The 19,150-nt window shown below is 39.3% G+C and carries 19 protein-coding genes; 1 reads left to right on the top strand and 18 read right to left on the bottom strand.

Annotated elements, in window-relative coordinates:
- The first annotated feature begins 46 nt into the window (after nucleotides 1–46).
- Nucleotides 47–1,201 (top strand): tetratricopeptide repeat protein, encoded by a 1,155-nt coding sequence (locus tag P0Y49_00490; GenBank protein WEK19632.1) that lies wholly within the window; start codon nucleotides 47–49, stop codon nucleotides 1,199–1,201.
- Between the two features lie 72 nt (nucleotides 1,202–1,273).
- Here P0Y49_00490 and P0Y49_00485 read toward each other — a convergent pair whose 3' ends face one another.
- From P0Y49_00485 to P0Y49_00400, 18 genes are all read right to left on the bottom strand, one after another.
- Nucleotides 1,274–2,062, bottom strand: a complete 789-nt coding sequence (locus P0Y49_00485) for an SDR family oxidoreductase (GenBank protein ID WEK19631.1) — start codon at nucleotides 2,060–2,062, stop codon at nucleotides 1,274–1,276.
- A gap of 13 nt (nucleotides 2,063–2,075) precedes the next feature.
- On the bottom strand, nucleotides 2,076–2,906 hold the full coding sequence (locus tag P0Y49_00480; GenBank protein WEK19630.1) for an amidohydrolase family protein: 831 nt from the start codon (nucleotides 2,904–2,906) through the stop codon (nucleotides 2,076–2,078).
- Nucleotides 2,893–3,750: a fumarylacetoacetate hydrolase family protein gene (locus P0Y49_00475; GenBank protein ID WEK19629.1), complete on the bottom strand. Its 858-nt coding sequence runs from the start codon at nucleotides 3,748–3,750 to the stop codon at nucleotides 2,893–2,895. The genes P0Y49_00480 and P0Y49_00475 overlap by 14 nt, the downstream gene beginning before the upstream one ends.
- Nucleotides 3,751–3,769: 19 nt before the next feature.
- Nucleotides 3,770–4,534: an SDR family oxidoreductase gene (locus tag P0Y49_00470; protein WEK19628.1), complete on the bottom strand. Its 765-nt coding sequence runs from the start codon at nucleotides 4,532–4,534 to the stop codon at nucleotides 3,770–3,772.
- Between the two features lie 9 nt (nucleotides 4,535–4,543).
- Nucleotides 4,544–6,202: an altronate dehydratase family protein gene (locus P0Y49_00465; GenBank protein WEK19627.1), complete on the bottom strand. Its 1,659-nt coding sequence runs from the start codon at nucleotides 6,200–6,202 to the stop codon at nucleotides 4,544–4,546.
- Nucleotides 6,202–6,540 carry an L-rhamnose mutarotase gene (locus tag P0Y49_00460; GenBank protein ID WEK19626.1) on the bottom strand — a complete coding sequence of 113 codons (339 nt, stop codon included), beginning with the start codon at nucleotides 6,538–6,540 and terminating at the stop codon, nucleotides 6,202–6,204. Before P0Y49_00460 ends, P0Y49_00465 begins: the two co-directional genes overlap by 1 nt.
- 3 nt (nucleotides 6,541–6,543) lie before the next feature.
- Nucleotides 6,544–7,785 carry an L-fucose:H+ symporter permease gene (gene fucP / locus P0Y49_00455; protein ID WEK19625.1) on the bottom strand — a complete coding sequence of 414 codons (1,242 nt, stop codon included), beginning with the start codon at nucleotides 7,783–7,785 and terminating at the stop codon, nucleotides 6,544–6,546.
- Between the two features lie 411 nt (nucleotides 7,786–8,196).
- Nucleotides 8,197–9,057, bottom strand: a complete 861-nt coding sequence (rfbA, locus tag P0Y49_00450) for a glucose-1-phosphate thymidylyltransferase RfbA (GenBank protein ID WEK19624.1) — start codon at nucleotides 9,055–9,057, stop codon at nucleotides 8,197–8,199.
- 47 nt (nucleotides 9,058–9,104) lie between these two features.
- The gene (locus P0Y49_00445; GenBank protein ID WEK19623.1) at nucleotides 9,105–9,671 is read right to left on the bottom strand and encodes a DUF3109 family protein; all 567 of its coding nucleotides are present in this window, start codon (nucleotides 9,669–9,671) and stop codon (nucleotides 9,105–9,107) included.
- A 4-nt stretch (nucleotides 9,672–9,675) separates the two neighbouring features.
- Nucleotides 9,676–10,452: a DUF3108 domain-containing protein gene (locus P0Y49_00440; GenBank protein ID WEK19622.1), complete on the bottom strand. Its 777-nt coding sequence runs from the start codon at nucleotides 10,450–10,452 to the stop codon at nucleotides 9,676–9,678.
- Nucleotides 10,453–10,480: 28 nt separating this feature from the next.
- Nucleotides 10,481–10,996 carry a DUF2480 family protein gene (locus P0Y49_00435; protein WEK19621.1) on the bottom strand — a complete coding sequence of 172 codons (516 nt, stop codon included), beginning with the start codon at nucleotides 10,994–10,996 and terminating at the stop codon, nucleotides 10,481–10,483.
- A 74-nt stretch (nucleotides 10,997–11,070) separates the two neighbouring features.
- A complete protein-coding gene (locus tag P0Y49_00430; GenBank protein ID WEK19620.1) occupies nucleotides 11,071–13,167 on the bottom strand; it encodes a peptidylprolyl isomerase in 2,097 nt (698 codons plus the stop codon).
- Nucleotides 13,168–13,239: 72 nt separating this feature from the next.
- On the bottom strand, nucleotides 13,240–13,848 hold the full coding sequence (locus P0Y49_00425; protein WEK19619.1) for a hypothetical protein: 609 nt from the start codon (nucleotides 13,846–13,848) through the stop codon (nucleotides 13,240–13,242).
- Nucleotides 13,849–13,866: 18 nt separating this feature from the next.
- Nucleotides 13,867–15,186 carry an outer membrane protein transport protein gene (locus P0Y49_00420; GenBank protein WEK19618.1) on the bottom strand — a complete coding sequence of 440 codons (1,320 nt, stop codon included), beginning with the start codon at nucleotides 15,184–15,186 and terminating at the stop codon, nucleotides 13,867–13,869.
- Nucleotides 15,149–15,901: a type III pantothenate kinase gene (locus P0Y49_00415; protein ID WEK19617.1), complete on the bottom strand. Its 753-nt coding sequence runs from the start codon at nucleotides 15,899–15,901 to the stop codon at nucleotides 15,149–15,151. The genes P0Y49_00420 and P0Y49_00415 overlap by 38 nt, the downstream gene beginning before the upstream one ends.
- Before the next feature lie 74 nt (nucleotides 15,902–15,975).
- Nucleotides 15,976–16,956, bottom strand: a complete 981-nt coding sequence (locus P0Y49_00410; GenBank protein ID WEK19616.1) for a DUF6427 family protein — start codon at nucleotides 16,954–16,956, stop codon at nucleotides 15,976–15,978.
- Nucleotides 16,957–16,985: 29 nt separating this feature from the next.
- Nucleotides 16,986–17,972, bottom strand: a complete 987-nt coding sequence (locus tag P0Y49_00405) for a glycosyltransferase family protein (GenBank protein WEK19615.1) — start codon at nucleotides 17,970–17,972, stop codon at nucleotides 16,986–16,988.
- 29 nt (nucleotides 17,973–18,001) lie between these two features.
- A complete protein-coding gene (locus P0Y49_00400; GenBank protein ID WEK19614.1) occupies nucleotides 18,002–18,856 on the bottom strand; it encodes a UDP-2,3-diacylglucosamine diphosphatase in 855 nt (284 codons plus the stop codon).
- Nucleotides 18,857–19,150: the final 294 nt, after the last annotated feature.

Here is a 19,150-nt window from a genome sequence, read left to right as displayed (position 1 = left end):
ACAAAATAAAACCAAAGAACACAATATACCACAAACGGCGCTCAAAATGAGGAAATTACTATATCTTATTATCGCATTAAACATCCCATTATTTTCAATTGCCCAGAATGCCGCAAAGGTAGATCAAGAAAAATTGCTGGATTTTTATCAAGCTCAACGTTATATGGAGGCAGCAGATTACCTCAAATCTGTTTACAACGACGACACTGAAGTTCCAAAAGAAATTTCTCAGCTTGCCTATACCAATATGATGGCAGGTAATCTCCCGCTTGCAGAGAAATATTATCTTAAACTATATAACTATCAGCCCAATAATTTACCGGTCCTATTTAACCTCGCTAACATCAGCCATCGACGAGGTGATGATGCCAAAGCAAAATCCTATTATCTTGAAATCATTAAAATAGATAGTACAAATTTCAATGTTTATAAGCAATTAGCTGATATGGTAGCTTCCTCGTCAAGTCCTGAAAAAATCAGCTATCTAAAAAAAGCAAATGCGATTCAACCCATTCATCCGGATGTAGCATTTGACTTATCTTTTAGTTTAAATTTAATCAATCAAAAAGATTCGGCTTACACAGTTATACAAACTGCTTTAGCAGCGGATACATCAAATATGACATTGCTAAAAGCCAAAATGCCTATATGTATCGCCTTATTGAAAATTGATGAAACGATTCAGACCGGCAATCAACTAATGACCTTTGGTGATAGTTCAAATTTCGTCCTTAATAATCTGGGTAAAGCTTATTTTATAAAGAAAGATTATCCTAAAGCATTAGCCCTGTTTAAAATCATTGAAAAATTGCAGCAGCAAAATGAAGCGACATTATACTATACAGCTGTGTGTTATCGTGAATTGAAGGATTATCCCAATTCAATTGAGTATATGAATCTCGCCATTAAAGAAAGTATTTCCCCCTATACCTCTAAGTATTACAAGACTTTGGGAGAGGTCTATGAAGTTAATTCCATGATCCAAAAGGCCAACGATTCCTATCTGAGAAGTCTTTCCTTTGAAAACGACGGCAGTGTATTTTACAATTTAGGCCTGATTAATGATTTCAAAACTGCTCATAAAAATACTGCAGTTAAATATTATAAGCTTTACTTAGCGAGCAAGCCTGACCCTGTGAAATATAAAGAGGTGATCGATTATATAAAACTAAGGATCGCCAATTTAAAAGATACGAAATAAACCTAAAAATCGGACGTACTATGTTAAGTACACCCGATTTTTTAGGTAGTGTTTCCGAAATATTTTATAAAACTATGCGGGGCTAATCGACCTATCCAGGTGCACATATCCCCCATCTACATAGACCAATTGCCCAGTAGTGTGACTAGATGCATCAGAAAGCAAAAATGCCGTCGCATTTGCAATCTCTTCAGCCGTTGTCATTCTTTGTCCGAAAGGAATCTTAGCTTTGATAGCGGCAAGTTTTTCTTCCGAATTTGGAATAGAATTGATCCAGGTCTGGTACAAAGGTGTATAACACTCCGCTACGATAACAGAATTCACTCTAATCCCATAAGGCAATAATTCTACCGCCCATTCGCGTGTTAACGCATTCCTTGCACCATTTGACGCCGCATAGGCAGAAGTTCCACCTTGCCCTGTATCCGCTACCTTTGAGCCAATATTTACAATTGAACCATTAGAAGCTTTTAGCGCCGGCAAAGCATGGTGCGCCATTAGATAATAATGGATTACATTTTTATGCAAGCTCTCCACGAATTTATCATAATTGCCACTTTCCAGTCCAACACCATCATTTACACCGGCATTATTTACCAGTCCATCAATACGACCAAACTTCTCCAAAACCGTTGCGATTGCTTTTTCAGCATCCTTCGGATTCGTCAATTCAGCTGCGAGCTGAAAAACCTGTCCACCGTTTGCGATGACATCATTCGCAAGCTTCAAATTATCCTGCTCGTTTCTGCCAACAATTACAGGAATTGCGCCTTCCTTTGCCAGTACCCGCACAATACCTTCGCCAATACCCTTGGCACCTCCGGTAACAATAACCACTTTATCTTTTAATTGCAGATCCATAGATTGCTTATGATTATAAATTATAAAATTTTGTTGCATTACCTCCCCAGAAAAGCATCTGCTCATCCGGAGAAAGCTTTGAAGTATATCCCTCCATTAAACCGAGTGTCTGTTGATAAGAGGCTGCCACCAGGCAAACCGGCCAATCCGATCCATACATGACGCGTTCGATACCAAAAGCATCAAAAACTACATCCAGGTAAGGTCTAAAATCAGCTTCCTTCCAGTGCTTCCAATCGGCTTCGGTAACCATGCCTGACACTTTACAGTACACATTTTCATGCTGCGCCAGGGCTATAATATCCTTTTTCCATTCTTCAATTGCACCAGCCTTGATGCCAGGCTTGGCAATATGATTCAATACAAAAGGCTGATCCGGGAATTTGGCTGCAAGCTCGGCAGCATACTTTAGCTGATCAGGAAAGATCAAGACATCATAGGTATAACCAAATGATTGCAGCTTACCAATTCCATTTACGAACTTCGGCTTTAACATTAATGCGCGGTCATTTTCACCCTGCAGGATATGTCTGAACCCTTTCAGTTTGTGGTACTGTTGTAAATCTGTCAGCTGCGCTTCAATATCATCAGCCTGTAAATCTACCCAGCCAACAATCCCCTTAACAAATGGATGATTCTCAGCATTTTTAATCTGAAAAAGATTTTCGGCGGGAGACTGATCCGATTGAATCACCACACTCCCATCAAAATGATGTTGTTGAAGTGTTGTCAGCAATGTTGAGGGCATATAATCTGCCCTCAATACCGCCATTTCATCTGTTATCCAGCTGTCCCTAACCTCATCATAAATCCAGAAATGCTGATGAGAATCAATTTTTAGCATAGTTTTTTACTTGCTGTTTAGAAGCTCCCAAACCGTCAATACCTAGTTCCACAACATCACCATCTTTAAGATATACAGGCGGGTTAAAACCTAAACCTACACCTGCAGGTGTTCCCGTAGAAATCACATCGCCAGGCAATAATGTCATAAACTGACTTACGTAAGCCACAACAAAAGGAACATTAAATATAAAGTTGGAGGTGTTACCATCCTGCATTTTCTGACCATTTACAGTCAACCAAAGGCGCAAATTATTCACATCCGAAATTTCGTCCTGGGTAGCCAAAAATGGGCCTAGAGGGGCAAACGTATCACAACCTTTTCCCTTATCCCACGTACCATTTCTCTCCAATTGAAATTCCCGCTCAGATACATCATTATGTAAAGCATATCCTGCTACATAATCCAATGCGTCTGCCTCTTCCACATAAGAAGCTTTCTTGCCAATGACTACGGCTAGTTCTACTTCCCAGTCTGTTTTTACAGAGTTTTTAGGGATGACAACATCATCAAAAGGTCCAACCATTGAAGTGCTTGCCTTCATAAATATAACCGGCTCCGTTGGAATTGCAGCATTAGTTTCTTTGGCATGATCGGCATAGTTTAACCCGATACAAACTATTTTTGAAGGACGGGCAATCGGAGATCCTAATCTTGTTCCGGCAGGAATAACAGCTAAGTTACCTTCATTTGCTTTCACAAATGCTGCAAGTCTTTCCAATCCATTGTCATTAAAAAACTGTTCGTTATAATCTCCGCCAAAGGCTGAAGTATCATACCAAATATCGTTTACAATTACACCGATTTTCTCCTGATCGGCAGCTCCCCATCTAATTAATTTCATCTTTTTATACCTATTTATTTTAGTTATTCAGCTTAATAAAACCTCCATCTAATGGATAATCATTTCCGGTGACAAAACCGGATTCATCAGCACACAGATAAAGTGCCAGCGAGGCCACCTCTTCCGGTTTTCCCATACGGCCTATAGGCTGACTTTTCGACAATTTCTCGAACATCTCAGCTTCCTGCCCTGCATAATTTTTAGCAATAAATCCATCTACAAAAGGTGTATGTACCCTTGCCGGAGAAATGCTGTTGCACCTGATCCCTTCAGCCATATAATCTTTGGCTACCGACATCGTCATGGCAAAAATCGCTCCCTTACTCATAGAATAAGCAAAACGATCCGACAAGCCAACTACAGCACCAATAGAGGCCATGTTGAGAACAACTCCTGAACCTTGCGCCCTCATTACCGGAATAGCTGCATACAAGCAATTATATGCACCTTTAACATTTACATCAAATACCTTAACAAAATCTGCTTCGCTGGTATTATCAGCTCTTCCAACATGGGCAATACCAGCATTGTTCACTAAAATATCAATCTTACCAATCTGCTTAAAGACAGTCACAACGGCTTCCTGATTACTTACGTCACAACCGTAAACATCAGCTAATCCTCCTTCTGCTTTTATTTCATTTACCGTTTGCAAACCTGCATCTGCATTCAATTCTATAATATGGACATGAGCACCTTGTTTGGCAAAAAGCGCTGATATTGCTTTGCCAATTCCACTTCCTCCTCCTGTAATAATTGCTGATTTTCCTTTTAAACTAAACATTTTTTATAATTATAATGAAACTCCTCTTTTCCACGGAATAAAATCATCCTGATTCAACAACACTGCTTTAGGAATTTCTTCTCCACTTGCAGCTTTAATGCAGTATTCCAAAATCTCCGTACCCATTTCTGCAATGGTTTTCTCACCACGAATAATCGCACCAGTATCAATGTCAATAATATCACTCATCCTTGTCGCCAGTGATGTATTGGTAGCGACTTTTATAACCGGACAAACAGGATTCCCTGTTGGTGTCCCCAATCCGGTTGTAAATAAAATTAAAGTAGCGCCACTTGCCGCCTTCCCTGTTGTAGCTTCTACATCATTTCCAGGCGTACAAACCAGGCTAAGCCCCGGTTTGGTTACCGGCTCTGTATAATCCAATACATCAACTACAGGTGAAGTACCTGCCTTCTTTGCAGCTCCTGTACTTTTTATTGCGTCTGTAATTAAACCATCCTTAATGTTACCCGGAGAAGGGTTCATGTGGAATCCAGAGCCTACAGCATGTGCCTGCGCATCATATTCCTGCATTAACCTGATGAATTTCTCTGCGGTCGGTTCATTTACGCACCTGTCTATTAAATTTTGCTCAGCACCACAAAGCTCCGGGAACTCCGCAAGTAAAACTTTTGCTCCTAAAGCTACTAATAAATCAGAAGTATAGCCAACTGCCGGATTTGCAGATATCCCGCTAAATCCATCACTTCCGCCGCATTTAACACCAACACATAATTTACTTAAAGGTGCGGGCTTCCTTTCTACCTTGTTGATTTCCTCCAATCCAATAAATGTCTTCAGAATCGCATCTTTAATCAACTGCTCTTCACTCTGACTTTGCTGTTGTTCAAATATCAAAACCGGCTTATCAAATGACGGATTTCTCTTTTTAACATCATCCAGCAAATTCTGTGTTTGCAAATGCTGACAACCCAGACTTAATACGGTTATCCCCGCAACATTAGGATGATCTGCATAAGCAGCCAGCAATTGGCTAAGCAATGCAGAGTCCTGTCTTGTTCCACCACATCCACCCTGATGGTTTAAGAACTTAATGCCATCAACATGCTTAAAAACCCGCTTTTTAAGCGGCTCTACAGGAGCAAGCTCATCAATTTTAAATGAGGTAATGTCTACCCCACCTTGATAAGCATCGAGCAATTGTTCAGCAAACTGTTTGTATTTATCCGTTACGGTATAGCCCAAAGTATTGTATAAAGCCTCCTTTATCACATCAAGGTTCCTGTTTTCGCAGAAAACAGTAGGTACAAACAGCCAATAATTTGCCGTTCCAACTCTGCCATCAGCACGATGGTAGCCATTGAAGGTCCTGTCCTTAAATTTTGTAACATCAGGTACCTGCCATTCATAGTTTACTTTCCGATAAGCATAATCCTGCGAAGCATGATGTACATTACCGGTAGTCATCAATCCACCTTGTGGGATAAAAGCTGTTGCTTTCCCAACAAGCACACCATACATCAAGACCTCCCCACCAATGGAAAGGTCTTCAATAAAGAATTTATGTTTAGCATGTATGTCATCCTTTAATTTGATGACTTGGCCATTCCACTCTACGATTTGTCCTTTAGGCAAATCCTGCAAAGCCACCAGTACATTATCATCGGGGTGGATTTGCAAAAAACTTTTTACTGTATTTATTGACATTAGGCGTTTAACTCAAATATTCTATCCATCATTATCCATTTCTCTCCAGGCTTAGCTCCAGGTACAGCTTGCTGATATTTCCACATTAAGGTTTCCCATTCCTGTACCTTCTCATTGCCTGCATCCATTTCCGACTTACGATCAAAGCTAAATGTATCATTTACCTCCATAATCATAAACAAGCGATTGCCTGTCCTATAAATCTCCATATCTTCAATTCCGGCAGTGGTTATACTTTCTATAATCTCTGGCCATACTTTACGGTGCATCTCCTCGTACCCAGCAATCAAATCATCGTTGGGTATTAAATCCAGCGTCAGGCAATATCTTTTATTCATAATTTACGCTTTAACAACTTTATGTCCTTTTAATCCGAATAAGAGCACCACTACAAAACAGATGAGGGGCACCACATATCCGATCTGAATATTTTCGGCTACATCACTAATATAACCCATTACTGGTGGCAATATAGCGCCACCTACGATTGACATGATGATCAGGCTACTCCCCAACTTGGTATCACTGCCAAGGTCTTTGATGCCAAGGGAGAAAATGGTTGGGAACATAATTGACATAAAAAAGGCAATCCCAATTACTGCAATCAGCGCAAGTGTACCTCCAGCAGTAATGGCTACACCACATAAAATGACGTTGATCAATGCATAAATAACCAGCAATTTTTCTGCTTTAATAAATTTCATAAGGAAAGTTCCAATTACCCTTCCCAGCAGAAAAGCAAGTCCCACTCCATACCCGGCATAGTCTGCTGCCGTTTGCTGATCTATACCAGCAGCCTTAGTTGCATACAAGATGAAGAAGCTAAATACACATACCTGCGCCCCAACATAAAAGAATTGTGCCACTACAGCCCAGCTTAAATGACGGTGTCTTAAAGTGTGTAAGATCCCACTTTTCTCCCCTTTTACCTCTTCTTCTTTGATTGTAGGCAATTTTAAAAAAACAAATATCACTGCGATCACAACGATAATCCCCCCCAAAATCAGGTAAGGTGTTTTTACAGAAGAAGCTTCTGAAGCTAATGCCAACTGCCTGCCAGACTCGGACATCTTACTCAATTCCTCATCCGAGGCCCCCTTGATTAAAATTACCCTTGCCCCAATCATAGGCGCTAGTGTAGCTGCCAGGCCATTAAAAGTTTGTGCAAAGTTTAATCGAAAGGTTGCTGTCTCCGGAGGGCCTAACAAAGAAGCATACGGATTCGCTGCCGTTTCCAGTATGGTCAACCCGCAGGCAATAATAAAAAGTGCCCCCAGAAAGAATACATACAGCTGTGTATTGGCAGCAGGAATAAATAAGAATGATCCTATAGCAAAGAAGGCCAGTCCAATAATAATCCCTGTCTTATACCCATATTTTTTCATGATGAACCCAGCAGGTAATGCCATCACGAAATAAGCAATAAACACGGCCGAATCTACCAGTGAGGCCTGTAATGTAGTGAGACTAAATGACCGCTTTAGGTGCGGAATAAGGATCGGATCCAGGTTATGTACAAATCCCCACATAAAGAACAGTGAGGTGATCATGATAAAAGGAAAAAGGTATTTATTTTTCGTCATCTGGTTGAATAATTTGGTTATTCAAAGGACGCGAATTCTGGCAGTAATTATTTTATGATATTATCATATCATTAAACGATTTTAGCATATAAAGTGACCATTCTCCTCTAAGGCTGGAATCTTTGCCTGAAGAAGGCAAATTTCCGAGGCCTTTTCGGAGAAGGTAACTTTATTCCTAACAAAGCGCAAAAACCAAAAAAGCCTCGGTTACCCGAGGCTTTAAATCTTATACAACATAAACTTATCTATGCACCATGCTTTAAATCGTTTATATAGGAATATGCTTAAAAGTAAAACTACCCTTTTCTGTGCATCATGCTTTAAAATAAAATTACCTTCTCAGAGAAGACCTAGGAAATTTTGCCTTCTTCAGGCAAAAGATTCCAGACTTCGAGGAGAATGGTTATTTTATCATTTAAACATTTTTAGCAAATACTCCCCATACCCACTCTTCACTAATGGAGTTGCAATTCTTCTTAACTGTTCTTTATCAATGAATCCCATGCGATAAGCAACTTCTTCAATACAGCCAATTTTCAATCCCTGACGCTCTTCTATCACCTGCACAAACTGACCTGCCTGCATTAACGAAGCAAAAGTCCCTGTATCTAACCAGGCTGTCCCCCTGCTCAACACCCCTACCTTTAACTTCCCTTGCTCCAGGTAAACTTTATTTACATCTGTAATTTCGTATTCTCCCCTTGGTGAAGGCTTAATATTTTTGGCAATCTCTACCACACTATTGTCGTAGAAATACAAACCTGGTACCGCATAATCAGACTTTGGATGAGCTGGTTTCTCTTCAATAGAAATCGCCACATTCTGATCATCAAATTCTACTACCCCGTACCGTTCTGGATCAGAAACCCGGTAAGCAAATACAACACCACCTTCAGGATCTGCACTGGCTTGCAAAAGTTTTGACATTCCATCTCCGTAAAAAATGTTATCACCCAATACCAGGGCTACTTTATCATTGCCGATAAAATCAGCACCGATCACAAATGCCTGAGCAAGACCATTAGGTTGTTCCTGTACAGCATAAGAAAACTTACAGCCCAATCCTGAACCATCCCCCAAAAGCTTCTCAAAGTTTGGCAGATCATGGGGTGTAGAAATGATCAATACTTCTTTGATCCCTGCCAGCATCAGAATAGATAATGGATAATAGATCATTGGTTTATCATAAACAGGCATCATCTGCTTGCTCATTACCAGGGTTAAGGGATGTAGTCTTGTACCACTTCCTCCGGCTAGAATTATTCCTTTCAAGGTATATTGTTTTTGAGGTTAATATTTAGTGTTGGTTTGTTCAGTTATTACTTACCCGAAGATACACTATTTTCGAGTTCAGCAAACCATTCTGCCCCATATTTTCTAATCAGCGGACCTTTTAGAAACTGGTAAACAGGAACTTTCAGCTCTCTTCCGAATGAACAGGCATCATGGCAAATGTGCCATCTGTCATAATTCAACACTTCAAATTCAGGATATTGGGTGATCCGGATTGGATACAAATGACAGGAGATCGGCTTTTGCCAGTCTACCAGACCTTGCTCATACCCTTTCTCTATCCCGCATTTCGTGATCCCATTTTCAAATGTTACATAGGCACATTCTTTATTTCCATCTACACAAGGAGTTGTTAAATCTCCATCTGCATCAACCACTGATGTGCCTTGCGCCTCTATGGCAGCTACACCCTTTGGTTCAAGCAGGTGCTTGATCTTTGGGTAAATATCTTTGAGAATAGCGGTTTCAGCTACATCAAGCGGCGCACCCGCATCTCCTTCCACGCAACAAATGCCCTTGCATTTGTTCAGGTTACACACAAAGCTCTCCGTAATGACGTCTTCATGAACCAGCGTATGCTGTACTTCTATCATTTTCTTATTGTACTATGGCCAGTGGATATTTCAATCCATCCGCCGATTTAATCTCCATGGTTACAGACCCAACTATAATCTCCACCTGAGCCTTTACAGGCACCCTGTTTCCATCATCTGTTATCCAAAGGTATAATTTACTATCTTTTCTAAAAACTCGCCCAGGCTTTATAGAAGGGCTAAATTTCAAGCATTTTATTTTGCCTAGTTTAGTTTTAATAACTTCTCTTCCTACAAACTGAATTTCAAGCTGACTAATTTCATTACCAAGGAAATAATTCAACTTCACAAAATCACCTGATTTCATTTTTGAGATATCCAGACTCCGGGCAAAATAATAAGCCGATACCAGGTCAAAAGTCTGTGTGGTCGGGGTTGACAACGTGCCCTGTGTAGCCACAACTTTCTTCTCTTCCTGCTGAAACCTTGCCTTATCCTGCCTGCGGTATCCACCTTCACGTATATTTTCCTGATAGAAATAAGGCTTTAAATTATCCTTATCTATAAATGAATCATAATGATCCCTTATTTTGTAAAAAATATCAAATGTCCCTGATGTTCCACCATCAACCAACAATTTGTAGGTGGGCTTCCCATCAAATTTCAGGTCCGATTCCTGCACCCGAATTTCTCCTTCGGCAGCAGTAATAAAACCATATTTCAATTTATACTTCAATACTTCGCCCGCCTGAAAAACAGGTTCATCTACAAAAGGCAGCTCCTGGGCTACCCCCTTAAAACTTAGAAATGCAACAATTGCAAACAATAGGGATATTCTCATAATGGAGCTAAAACAAAAAGCAAACCAATTAATCTTTACGCTTGTAAATTGGCACGGTAGAGCATGGCTCACCGTACATGATGCTCTTCACAACAGGGGTCAATAAATTGGTTATTTCTACATAAGCAGCAACAGTAACATCTATATCTGCACAGCCTTTAATGACTACGCGCTCTCCGGCAAAAGCTTCCAGATTTATTTTAGCCAGGGCTTTGGTAAATAACACCGACTCCAATGTTTCCAGACTTCCAAAAACGACCTCATTGGCATAAGGTTTCATTTTATTGGCCAGTAGCATATAAGCCCATGTTGGAACGATCGCATCTGCACTACAAATGATGGCTACATTTTTGCCGGTATAGACAGACCAGTCATTATTCTTTATAAACTCCCTAAAATCTTTCTCTCGTAACATCAGGCCGTGGAAAAGATTCTCTTTTATATCGTAAACAATACGCTCACCATGATGGAAATAATCCTCAAGGTTGAGTGTAATCAAACCACTTGCCGCTACTTTGTTAACGAAATTTTCCTGAATATCCATATTCCTAATATCATTAAATATAAAAAAAGCCGGAAGCGATAAGGCTTCCGGCTACAAAATTACGTAAAATAAGATTAATAGAATTTCACCCTATTGTCTTTTATCTTGCTTTTATCTTGCAATGCCTGGAATGCCGCACCTAAAGAACGTTGTCCGTTAGCCTGCATCATAGCTTCTTTTTGCTTGTAAGTATTGGCCAGAGGAGCCGGATTACTAAATCCATCTACTGAAAACACATATACACCCATGTTGCCATCTATCGCTTTTGAAAGTTTTCCTGGTTGAGAACCAAATACACTTCCAACCAATTTATTTTCCTGGGATGCACCTGGGATAATTGGGTTAGCAAATACAATATTCTCTACAGGGTTCACCGGCTTACCTAATTTTTGAGCTACCTGATCAATCTTAGCTGCGCCTTCTAATGCTTTGTTTGCTTTTTCTGTAAGCATTTTAGCTTTAACTGCATTGCGAACCATTGGCTCTATGTCTTTTTTAACGGCTTCAAGAGAAAGTGTTCCTTTTGGCTTAACATCAGTTACACGTGCAACCACATAAGAATTGTCCATTTGATAAACATCCTTAAGTACATCACCTTTATCTGCTGCATAAGCATCACGGATCAATTGACGTGGATTGTCTAAGCCAGGAGCAAAACCTTGAGTTGGAGTAACTTTATCTGCTACGCCAATGGTATAGCCATTTTTCTGTGCCAGTTCTGCAAAATTATTGCTGTTAACTTCGTTCAGGAAGCTGCTCGCTTTTTTATAAGCTGCATCTCTCGTTTTGTTACTTGAAACCAATCCTTTTTCTACATAGGCAAGCTTCGCTACTTTTGAAGAACCAACTTGCTTCTCGATTTTAATTAAGTGTACCCCAAATTGAGAAGTTACCACTTTAAGATCACCAGGTTTACCATTAAATGCAGCTTCTTCAAATATAGGCACCATTTGACCACGGCTAAATGTACCAAGCTCGCCACCTTTATCTTTAGAACCATCAATGCTATATTGCTTTGCAAGTGTAGCGAAGTTCGCACCGTTTTGAACCAGTGTTCTTAATGAATCAGCTAGTTTTTTAGCTTTATCAACACCACCCAGTTTAGATGGATCAATTAAGATGTGACTTGCTTTCACTGAATCAGGTGAAAAACGAGTATCAATAACTTTAACTAGTTTATAAGAATTACCTGAAAATTTAGGACCATAAAAGCTCCCTGCAGGAAGGTTAAATACTACTGAATCAACCGCAGGGTCTAATTTACCTTTAGACATATAAGTGTAAGGAACTTTCACATCAGAGTTAACCGCTGCAAATAGAGAGTCATTCGCTGCAGTTTTGAAATCAGCAGCCAATTTGTCTACCTGAGCTTTAACAGCCGCAGAATCTGATTTGGTTGGACTTACACTGAAAGCAACATATTCGAAAGACCTTGTTTCTGTAGGGTTGTCGAAACGCTTTTTATTTTCGTTATAATAATCAGCATAATCTGCTTCAGTCGGCTTTACTGTTGCATCAGGTATAGATGCATAATCCAATAGTGTATACTTGAAACTTGCCAGTTTATTACGGTTCAGATATTCGTCATTTGCTTCCAAAGTGGTCACATAAATAGAATTACTGATTAAGTTAGCATATTTCTTTTGTAGCGCTTGCTTTTCAATCTCATGTTGCAAAAGACCCCATTGTTGTTTTAACTGAGGGTTTTTGTCTTGTTGTTTCAATGAGTTTATAATTTCAGCACGGTTTACCTCACCTGTTTGAGGATTACCAAAGTATTGAACAATCAGTGGGCTTGGATTTTTTCCTTGAAGCAAATCAAACAGCTCATCACCTGAAACTGTTAAACCCAAACGAGCATACTCCTTACCTAAAAGGATACCTGCCACTTCACCTTGCCATACATTATCTACGGCCATAGCCTGCATTTGTGCATTGCCGGAACCGCCATATTGTTGTTTAAACTGAGCTAAACTTTGGTCTACCTTCGGACCAAATTGATCTATGCTAATTTCTTCACCATCAACTGATCCTACAACTTTCTGAGATTCGGCCCAAAAAGGCTTACCTACTTTAATTGCATCACCAACTAAAAATGCAACAATTGCAAAACCGATGGTTCCTATCAAAATATAGCCTGCACGATTCCGCAAAAATGTCATTAATCCCATAATATTCTTATTTATAATTCTTTTTTAAGAGCGCGCAAGATACAACTTTTGCGAAAAAAAGAAAACATTAAATTATTCGCCAAATTTTTCTTCAACATAAGTCTCTCCATACCCACTTCCGGAGTTGTAATAACTAAAGTCCTGGGGTGCGCTAAAGTTAACCGCATTGATAAAAGAACCATCAGGTTTTGTTACAATCCCCTTAGGTGAAAAAAACATTTGTTTATTCTGATCCCAGATCAGCTCTTCAGTATTAAAAGTCAGTGATTGGTTCACTACAACTACATTTTTTTTAAAAATGGTCAGCTTCTCAGTCTCCTTCATAATTGCATAATCCGAAGTAATAGAGCCCGTAACATTCAGCTTATCATCCAGAAACTGAATCTTTACGCCTTTGGGCATTTCCTGAAACATGATGCCACTTGAAGGTGTGATCTTATCCAATACCGGGGCAAAACCTTTGGCCTTAACTTTTGCAGAATCGCTGTAAATAATTTCTACGCCAAGTGTTCTATTTGTATCCAGGCTGACTTTTTTTGAAAGTTTTGCAGCCTTCTTCAGATCATCCTCACCACATGAACTCAGCGAAAGCTGGACCACACAAAGCATAGCTATACAAAAAATCATACCCGGACTTTTAATCCAGGTATGTGTATTTCTTATTGCTGATAAAGTTGCCATAAACTTATTATGAGCCCATTAGTCAAACTTAAATCGTCTAAACCAGGTATCGTTAAGTGTAATTCCTAAGTGAAAATTAATATAATTTTCCTGAACCAGGCCATTGGTCAATGTACCTCTTCTACCTAGCTCCGCAGCGAAATTAAGCTTATTCACCGCAAACCTGGTGTATCCCAGAGGAAGGCCTAAACCAAACGTAACCGCCATTTGGTTAATGTTCTGGTCGTTTATTTTAATATAAGTCTTGTCATAAGTAAAACCTAACCTATAGTCTACTCTATTAAAATAACTTCCGATCGAATTCATATCCGGCGTAAGTTGTCCACCTATTGAAGCACCCCAGCTATTATCAAGTCCACTGTTCACTCCATCAATACTCAATTTAGACCAGTTTCCCATTCTATAATCGGCACCAATTAACCATTTATTGTCTTTCTGCACAGTAATACCAAAATTATGCACCAAAGGAAGTTTTAACTTTGCAGACGCATTTTGATGAAGAATTGGAGTATCAATAGCAAGACCTTCATCTCCAGAGCTCTGCGTCATATATCTGGTTACCAAAAAAGTTCTTTTGGAGTTTATTGAAGAAGGAGAAGAACCTGAATAACCAATCGTAATACGGCTTTTAAGACTTAATGGGATTTCATATTGAGCACCATAAGAGAAGCCAATACCACCAATACTATTTTTATCCTGTTGCTTGGTGTTGACAGCTGCAGCACTTTGCAATTCTACGCCCTGGTTTTCAATCAGGTTTCCAAAAATGTATTCTACGTTTGCACCAATCCTAAAGTGTTCACCAAACTGCTGGCCAATTCCCATATAAGCTTTTGTTAAGCCACCTTCACCTGAAGACAAATTTCTCACTTTATTCGTATCATTTGGCAGTGTACTGACTTTGCTATAACTATAACCCAAATCAGTATACGGGAGAATGCCAAAGCTTAATCCTGTACGTCCTGGTTTAATTGGAAAAGCAAGCGCCAAATGACTGAAACTGCCATTAAAATTACCCTCACTTACGCCTCCTTGCTTTAGGTCCTTAAATGTCCCGGTCAATCCCATATCAACCGTAGTCAATGTAATACCGGAATAAGATGCCGGATTTTGCATGTTAATACTGCTGTAATAATTACTAGGCTTGTAAACGGCAGTAGAGATGCCCCCCATTGCCCTAAGCTGAGGCAACAACAACCCGTTAACATTTCCAAGACCATATCTCGAATATGGTGATTGTGAAGTAACCTGTGCCTTTACAGTAACACTAGTTAACAAGATCATTACCGCTACTATATAATTAATTTTTTTGTACATATTCAAATGCAATAACTTCATTTAATCCTTTTAATACCAAATACGGATCGTGTATAATTTGAGGCGCAAAGATGCTGTTTTTTAATTGTTCTAGCAAAAAAGCAGCGTTACCCCCTGTTAACAATACCGTCAGGCCTTTATTTTCTTTATTATATGAGGATATAAACCCCTCAACTTCGTTTATTACTCCCTGTAAAACACCATTTTTAATCGCCGAATTGGTATCTATACCCTTCGGTATATCGGCTTCCTGATCCCATTTCACCAATGGCAATCTACCTGTAAAATGATGTAGCGCTTTAAAACGCATATCTATGCCTGGACTAATGCTCCCTCCAAAATACTCGCTCTTGCTGTTCAGCAAATCATAAGTAATACAGGTCCCAGAATCGATCATCAAACAGTTTTGACCAGGGTAACAGCTGTTTGCAGCTATTACTTTAGCCCATCTATCTAAGCCCAGCGTAGAAAGTGTCTGATAATTATTCTTTATTCCGGTATTAATGCTTGTAGAAAATGGAATGTAATTTGTGTTTGACTCCAAAACATGAATTACGTCCAATAAATCTGCACTAACACTTGAAATAGATGAATTAACGATATGGTATTGTTTTATGACGTTGATTAGTTCAGCAGGCACAATCTGTTTAAGAACCTGGTAGTTAACCAATGTTTTTTCATCAAAAACAGCCAGTTTACTATTTGTATTACCTATATCTATAACCAGATTATGCATTAACGGCTCCAAACTTCATTGCACAAAGCTATCAATCTTTAGCTAGTTTCAAGGTCTCAATTTGTTAAAAAAAGTTAAACAAACAAAAAGTACTGTATGGCGAAAACCAGGATAAGGAACAGACTTTCATAAAACCACCTCTTTTTTGCATTTGAAAAATAATATGCGAGCAAAACGGCACCCGGGGGTACGCATAACAAGAAATGATATAACCGGAAATCAGGCTTGGTATAAAAGCTTGCAATACTAACGATAAACATAAAGAAAAGCATTTGAAAAGCTTTCCTGGTGCTGATAAAGCTTCTGAAGAAGTTTTCCCGCAATTGCAGAAAGGCCAAAATCATCATGACCAAAACAGGGACGAGAACCAGATAATCGTTATAATTAATTTTAAAAACGGATGGGAATTTATTGCCAAGTGGTAGCCATATTTTATAAAACATGGATAAACTATCATTCCAATAATAAAATACCCCAACAAAGAAGAAAATAGTCAAAAAGCCAACCAAACCGGATATCCATTCCCGCCAGTTAAAGGATCTGTACAGCAACAATGCCAGCCAGATCATCACCAACATCACGATAAAAGGAAAATAGATAAGCGTCCCTATAGCGATGATCATCCCAATATCAAACATAATCATGATGGCATTCGGCGATTTACCAATCTTCAAAAACTTATCCATCATCCAGATCACCAGAAAATTACAGATCAATGTTGGGCTCAATACCAGGAAAGGCATAAATAAACTTGCACCGGTAATGTACATCAAAGCCGGCAAAAAACCCGGACGGTTCAATAAGCCATGGTTATTTACCACGCGATTAAATAAAATGGCTTGCACATAAATCAGAATCCCTGCAAGAAAAACATTGCTGGCAGGAGAAAAGAAACTTTGTACCGGAATCTGAATAAAGAATCGCGTATAAGACTCTAAAAACTCGAAATTCAAGTGAGCTGGAAGATCTGCAAAAATAGCCATGCGCATAAAAAAGGTATATGCGAATAACAGAAGCAGGTTTATAGGATTTAAATTTCTAAATTGATTGATCATGCCGCTTTACAAAAGCAAAGTAAAGCAAATTATCTGGCAAACTGCTTTACAACTTTATCAATTACAGCGGCTGTTTCATCAGGGAAATAAAATTGATGCTCCTGCGGACTGTTCACCCAATTTTTTATGATCGGAAGCCAGTTCTTGTTGCTACTCCAAACTACGGGCAACCCAAATTGCTTTAAAGCATAGGCATTGCATTGTTGTTCGTACTGAAATTTCATTGGCGCAACCAACAATTTTTTACCCAGATAAAGTGCCTCAGCAGGCCCTTCAAAACCGCCACCGGTAAACAAACCTTCGCAGGAAGCCAAGCTGTTATTAAACAATTCGTTATTTACAGGTCTTACATTTACATTTCCATCTACATAGCCCTGTTTGCAGTGCTTAGAAAACACTTCCCAGTTCACATTAGATATTTGTTTGAGTATGGGAACAAGATATTGATCATCTATTGCAGGTAGATATACAGTATAGTGTCCCAGATTACTGGTCAACATGTTTCTGATCTCAGCCCTGATCACCGGTGTATGAATAAAATCATCATACCTGTCAAAATGAAAACCTACATAGTGGGTAGCCGGCGCATAGTACTTCATAACCAGCTGTGCCCAGTCAATGCTTTTAGGCTTTGGAACTTTCCGGGATTGAAAAGATGCCTGGTGACTAAGGCCAACACTTTCTATTCCCTTAGTTTTACAAGCCCAGGCCGTTACCGGCTCAAAATCATTAAGAATAAGATTATAATCTTTAAGGGGCATTTGACGCATATCTTTTACAAAGCGCGGCAAGTTCATTGATTTCCAGGTTTCGTAATGATTTACACCTCCCTTTTTCCCAAAAATAAAGCTAAAGCCATGCAGTTGATACTTCACTGTTTGTGTCAATTTCACATCTGCCTGCGTCCCGCTGATTAATAAGTCTACATCGCCATATTGCTGTAATAAGGGCACAATCTCCCTGGCCCGGCTAATATGCCCGTTACCCGTACCTTGTATGGCATAAAGTATCTTCATCCGCACCGAATATCTGTAATTTTTACGCCTTAGACAATTTCTAATTTAATCTTTTGCAATAGAGTATTGATATCGAGTTTACTATGCAGATCTTCTCCATCCGACAATTCGCCCTCTTCTATCTCATCTTTCTGAAAGTTTTGTTGTTCGTATTTAAACACTTTCCAGGATTTATCATAATATTCAAGGGCCGTAAGGTTCTCCACCCAATCACCACTATTTAAATAAGTTACATCACCATTCTCAGTAATGATCGTTCTCATTTCGGGCTGATGAATATGTCCGCAAACAACATATTCGTAGCCTTTTTCTGCGGCCAACTCAGCAGCTGTATTTTCAAAGCCATTGATAAACTTTACCGCATCTTTGAACTTCGCTTTAATCCGTTTCGAGAAACTCATTTTTTCCCGCCCCATAAGTGCCAGACACCAATTCACAAAACTATTGATCAAAATGAGTGTATCGTAACCTACCGCGCCTAGTTTGGCCAGCCATTTGGAATGTTGCATGGTTACATCAAATATATCTCCATGAAAAAACCAGGCTTTTTTGCCATCCAGCTCTACAACCAACTTATTCTGCAGGTGAAACGTCCCGATATGCATATCTGCGAATTTCCGCAGCAGTTCATCATGGTTACCTGTAAGATAATAAACAGGAACGCCTTCTACCACAAACTTCATCAACTTTCTAACTACTTTCATGTGGGTTTCAGGCCAGTATCTTTTGCTAAATTGCCAGATATCGATGATGTCACCGTTTAAAACCAACATTTTAGGTTTAATACTTTTAAGGTACTTCAATAATTCCTTAGCGTGGCAGCCATAAGTACCTAAATGTACATCAGAAATTACGGCAATATCAACTTCTCTTTTAGACGTCATCCTGTTCAAGCAATGCTTTTTTACTTTACAAAAGTGCAACACACAAATTAACAACATGTTAAGTAATCGTTAAATTCTTAAAACCCGTCATTATCATTACTTACCACAACTTTTATCTTCTCAAAAACCACTGATTTTTTTCGATTTTGAAGTGGCATCTTTGCGGCCCGGTTAGGACGACTTAATGCTACTTTACTAAAGCACATCTACGAGACTTATTTCAATTGGATTTTTCCGAACCAGAGACGAACCCAAGACGAACCAGAGTCGAACCAGATACGACTTAGTAATTAA

This window comes from Candidatus Pedobacter colombiensis, from assembly GCA_029202485.1.
Taxonomy (GTDB): Bacteria; Bacteroidota; Bacteroidia; order Sphingobacteriales; family Sphingobacteriaceae; genus Pedobacter; species Pedobacter colombiensis.
Note: the sequence above shows the minus strand (reverse complement) of the source record. Positions and strands in the feature narration are given on the sequence as shown.

Coding starts and splice junctions, on each gene's coding strand:
- P0Y49_00470 (WEK19628.1), bottom strand. CDS start 4,534: ATGTTTAGTTTAAAAGGAAAATCAGCAATTATTACAGGAGGAGGAAGT.
- P0Y49_00480 (WEK19630.1), bottom strand. CDS start 2,906: ATGCTAAAAATTGATTCTCATCAGCATTTCTGGATTTATGATGAGGTT.
- P0Y49_00460 (WEK19626.1), bottom strand. CDS start 6,540: ATGAATAAAAGATATTGCCTGACGCTGGATTTAATACCCAACGATGAT.
- P0Y49_00400 (WEK19614.1), bottom strand. CDS start 18,856: ATGACGTCTAAAAGAGAAGTTGATATTGCCGTAATTTCTGATGTACAT.
- P0Y49_00410 (WEK19616.1), bottom strand. CDS start 16,956: ATGATCAATCAATTTAGAAATTTAAATCCTATAAACCTGCTTCTGTTA.
- P0Y49_00420 (WEK19618.1), bottom strand. CDS start 15,186: ATGAAGTTATTGCATTTGAATATGTACAAAAAAATTAATTATATAGTA.
- P0Y49_00490 (WEK19632.1), top strand. CDS start 47: ATGAGGAAATTACTATATCTTATTATCGCATTAAACATCCCATTATTT.
- P0Y49_00405 (WEK19615.1), bottom strand. CDS start 17,972: ATGAAGATACTTTATGCCATACAAGGTACGGGTAACGGGCATATTAGC.
- P0Y49_00415 (WEK19617.1), bottom strand. CDS start 15,901: ATGCATAATCTGGTTATAGATATAGGTAATACAAATAGTAAACTGGCT.
- P0Y49_00425 (WEK19619.1), bottom strand. CDS start 13,848: ATGGCAACTTTATCAGCAATAAGAAATACACATACCTGGATTAAAAGT.
- P0Y49_00430 (WEK19620.1), bottom strand. CDS start 13,167: ATGGGATTAATGACATTTTTGCGGAATCGTGCAGGCTATATTTTGATA.
- P0Y49_00475 (WEK19629.1), bottom strand. CDS start 3,750: ATGAAATTAATTAGATGGGGAGCTGCCGATCAGGAGAAAATCGGTGTA.
- fucP (WEK19625.1), bottom strand. CDS start 7,785: ATGACGAAAAATAAATACCTTTTTCCTTTTATCATGATCACCTCACTG.
- P0Y49_00485 (WEK19631.1), bottom strand. CDS start 2,062: ATGGATCTGCAATTAAAAGATAAAGTGGTTATTGTTACCGGAGGTGCC.
- P0Y49_00465 (WEK19627.1), bottom strand. CDS start 6,202: ATGTCAATAAATACAGTAAAAAGTTTTTTGCAAATCCACCCCGATGAT.
- P0Y49_00440 (WEK19622.1), bottom strand. CDS start 10,452: ATGAGAATATCCCTATTGTTTGCAATTGTTGCATTTCTAAGTTTTAAG.
- P0Y49_00445 (WEK19623.1), bottom strand. CDS start 9,671: ATGATAGAAGTACAGCATACGCTGGTTCATGAAGACGTCATTACGGAG.
- P0Y49_00435 (WEK19621.1), bottom strand. CDS start 10,996: ATGGATATTCAGGAAAATTTCGTTAACAAAGTAGCGGCAAGTGGTTTG.